The 3,389-nt window shown below is 52.7% G+C and carries 2 protein-coding genes; one reads left to right on the top strand and one right to left on the bottom strand.

What is annotated here, in order from left to right; all coding sequences use genetic code 11:
* Positions 1-210: 210 nt before the first annotated feature.
* Positions 211-1,719, bottom strand: coding sequence for a sulfatase-like hydrolase/transferase (locus tag ACEW8P_RS24520; protein WP_373515695.1), 1,509 nt, complete (start codon positions 1,717-1,719; stop codon positions 211-213).
* Between the two features lie 156 nt (positions 1,720-1,875).
* On the opposite strand from ACEW8P_RS24520, the gene ACEW8P_RS24515 reads away from it, so the two are divergent.
* On the top strand, positions 1,876-3,389 hold a 1,514-nt coding region (locus tag ACEW8P_RS24515), incomplete at its 3' end, for a sulfatase (protein ID WP_373515694.1).

Here is a 3,389-nt window from a genome sequence, read left to right as displayed (position 1 = left end):
GAACGAAAAGCGAATTTTTCAAAGCTAATGGCCGTAGTAAAGTCCTTTCCCGAAAAAGATAGTGACCCAAAGTACCGTCTGAATCCTGTTCAACCGTGGGATGTGGAGGTGACTGCGGAAAGTCAGGTTTGGAAGAAATAGGAACTGAATTGGTCGCCTGCCCGGCTTTTTCCAAGACAAATGCCGCTGTCCACGCCCTCGATTCGGCTTTTAAGGCTGCATCGCACTTAAATCCACCGGGTCATTGTACTGCTTTTGCAGCTTCACCAATTCCCGGAACAGCACCCTTTTCTTCTCGGCAGATTCCGGCTGATCCGCCAGGTTCTTTACTTCCTCGGGGTCTTTGTTCAAGTCGAAAAGGAGGAATTTATTGGCTTTCGGGTAAGCGATGAGCTTGAAACCATCTTGTCTCACCATCCGCTGCAAGTTCATGTAAGCACCATAAATAGCTTCGTACTGCTTTTCGGTTTGCTCACCTTTGGCCAGCGGCAGCAAGCTTTTAAACTCTACAAAATCAGGTCTCTCGATACCCGCCAATTCCAGCGAGGTGGCCATGATATCCTGATAATAAACATCCTGATCCACTGTTTTTCCCGCCGGAATGCCTGGCCCCGCCATTAGCAGCGGTGTGCGTACGCTGTGGTCGTACATGCTTTGCTTCCCCAGCAAGCCGTGCATCCCGACGGCCAAACCGTGGTCGGCGGCGAAGAAAATGTACGTGTTTTTCATAAGTCCTTTGGCTTCCAAATCGTCCAGAATTTTGCCGATCTGCGCGTCCAGGTGGCTGATGATGGCGTAGTATTCCTGCAAGTGCGTTTTGATAGACAATTTGGTGCGAGGGAAGGGCGCGAGGGCTTCGTCACGCAGTTGTGGGCCGACGCCTATTTCGTCGTGGTAGGGGTAGTCGGGCTGAAAACTGGCGGGAATTTCAATGCTTTCCAGCGGGTACATACCCACGAATTCCTGCGGGGATTGCCGGGGGTCGTGGGCGGCGTTGAAGGCCAGGTACATAAAGAATGGTTTCTTGGACTGACTGGCTTGCCGGGCAAAGTCCCTGGCGTCGTCGGTGATGACTTCGCTCCAATGCTTGCCGCCTTCCCAGAAACCGCCCTTGCTGGTGTCGGTCGGCGACCAGGATTTGTCATTCGCCGAAAGCGGGCGGTTGTAGCCGTTTGGCATGGCCTCGGCCCAGGATATTTTACCCGCCTTTGCTTCCTTGAAAGCGGCTTGCTTTTCGGGACTGCTCCATGTGTCCTTGGGCATCCCGCCACGAATGTGTTCTGCTTGGCCGAAGATTTTTTTGGCGGGAGCATCCACGTGCCATTTTCCCGTCATATAGGTATCGTAGCCAGCGGCTTCCAGTAGCCTGGGCCATGTATTGTTAAGAGCGGTGGTATCACCCGCCGACCAATTTTCTCGGTGGTTATTGACATTCCATAAGGACCTGCCCGACACCAGCATCGAGCGCGAAGCCGTGCAGATTGCCCCGTTCCAGCCACCCATGTTATAGGAGTGCGTGAAGTTGGTTCCCCGCGCGGCGAGGCGGTCGAGGTTCGGCGTCCTGACTTGCGAATTGCCCATGTACTGCAGAGCGCGGTAGGTCAGGTCGTCGGCAAAGAAATAGACGATATTAGGTTTGGCAGCATCCTTTTTGATCCCCGCGCAGGAAAAAAGGAAAACGGTGAACAAAATCAGGGAAGCAGAAAGGTGTTTGTTCATGATAAAGACCGGGCAGCGATTTGTGCTGGAATTGATTAGCAGGATAAAATCTCGGATTGATTTTAAAAAGTACCGCTGCAGCCTATGCTACCCACCGTCGACTAGTAGTTGACCGATTATCGTGCCTTTTCAACTATATGATTTTATCCCTTCTCCATGCGTAAACTTATTTACTGTGCCTTTTTGCTGCTCTTTTGGTTGCCAATAAGCGCTCAGAAAAAAACGACCGCGTCTGCTACCCCGCAACGTCCCAACATCATCTACATCATGTCCGACGACCACACCTCGCAGGCCATTGGGGCCTACGGGGAGCGGCTCGCTAGTCTGAATCCGACGCCCAACATAGACAAACTGGCGAAGGAGGGAATGCTGTTCGAGAATGCCTTTTGCACCAATTCGATCTGCACGCCCAGCCGAGCCAACATCATGACGGGCCAGTATAGCCAAACCAATGGCGTGCTGGACCTCGACGGCAACCTGCCGCCCGATCGTCAGTATCTGCCTACAGAAATGAAAAAACTGGGTTACCAAACCGCCATGATTGGTAAATGGCATCTCAAGGAGGAACCTGCCGCCTTCGACTACTATAAGGTTTTACGAAGCCAGGGCGACTACTTCGATCCAAAATTTGCGACCAAAACCAAAGGTGCGTGGCCCGATAATATGGTTGAAACAAAGGGGTATGTGTCGGACATCATCACCGACATCACGCTGGAATGGCTGGACGAGGCCGATAAGAGCAAGCCGTTTTTCCTGATGCACCATCATAAGGCTCCGCACGACGATTTCGAGTACCCCGAGCGCTACGAAAAGTACCTAGCCGACACCGATATTCCCGAACCCGCTTCCCTGTACGCCCAGCCATTTTTTGGTTCCGAGGCCACCCTGGGCCGCTACGGTAGTCTGCGGCGGCGCATCGGTACTTCCATTTCGGGTCGCCACCCGTATCGAAGCTACACGCGGCAGTATGGCCTCGATACCATCCTCGATCCGCAGGCCCAGACCTCGGCAGCTTATCAGATGTACCTCAAAAAGTACCTCCGCTGCGTGAAGGGTGTGGACGACAACCTCGGACGCTTATTCGACTACCTGAAAAAGAACGGCTTGTGGGACAACACGATCATCATTTATACCTCTGACCAGGGCATGATGCTGGGCGAGCACGATTACATGGACAAGCGCTGGATGTACGAAGAGTCCATGCGGATGCCGTTCATCGTCAAGAATATAAAATCAGCCAACGCCAACACCCGCACGAAGGCCATCGTTAACAACTGCGACTACGGCCCGACGATGCTGGAACTCGCAGGTGGCGAAGTACCCGCTTACATGCAGGGCGAAAGTTTCAAGAAGGTACTGCAAAATCCGGCGCAGACTTTCCACAACGCAAACTATTACCGCTATTGGATGCACCTCACGCACCATGATGTTCCCTCACACTTTGGCGTTAGAACAAGCAAGTACAAGCTGATTTTTTACTACGGAGCGCACTACCAGCCCGAACTCTACGGCCAAAAAACGATGGGCTGGAAAAAGGACATCAACGAGTCGTACCCCTTCGAGCCAACGCCCGCCGCCTGGGAATTCTACGACCTCACACTCGATCCCAAAGAGGTGATAAACCGCTACCAGGATCCCAAGTATAAATCCATCATTGCGGGCTTAAAACA

Origin of the sequence: Persicitalea sp., assembly GCF_041751555.1 — a bacterium.
Lineage (GTDB): Bacteria > Bacteroidota > Bacteroidia > Cytophagales > Spirosomataceae > Persicitalea.
The sequence above is the reverse complement of the archived record's forward strand: the minus strand, read 5'-3'. Positions and strand labels throughout refer to the sequence as shown.